The organism is Pseudomonas sp. MD330_10 (genome assembly GCF_042610415.1).
GTDB classification, from domain to species: domain Bacteria; phylum Pseudomonadota; class Gammaproteobacteria; order Pseudomonadales; family Pseudomonadaceae; genus Aquipseudomonas; species Aquipseudomonas rhodesiae.
In genome coordinates, this window is record NZ_JBHGZU010000126.1 from 1 (window position 1) to 244 (window position 244).

At 59.8% G+C, this 244-nt stretch carries 1 pseudogene; it reads left to right on the forward strand.

Going from position 1 to position 244, the window contains the following annotated elements:
- Positions 1-21: 21 nt before the first annotated feature.
- A pseudogene (locus ACFZPT_RS26870) lies at positions 22-244 on the forward strand (hypothetical protein); the annotation flags it as partial.

A 244-nucleotide genomic window follows, 5' to 3' on the forward strand; every position in this document is an offset into this window, starting at 1 on the left:
CTGCACTCTGACCGGCTGTGGATAAATCCCCCGTCCGATGCAGTACAATCTCGACTTTTAATCGCCAACGAGCGGCAATTCCCATGTTAGAACCCAAGCGCGTCCTGCGCGCCCTAGCCGAACACTGGGCCTTACTTGAGCCACTGTGCGAACACTTCGAACAAGGCACCCTGAGCCTCGGCGAGCTGCGCGAGCAACTGGCCGCCCAACAACTGGACAGCACGCCCCAGGTCATCACCAGCCT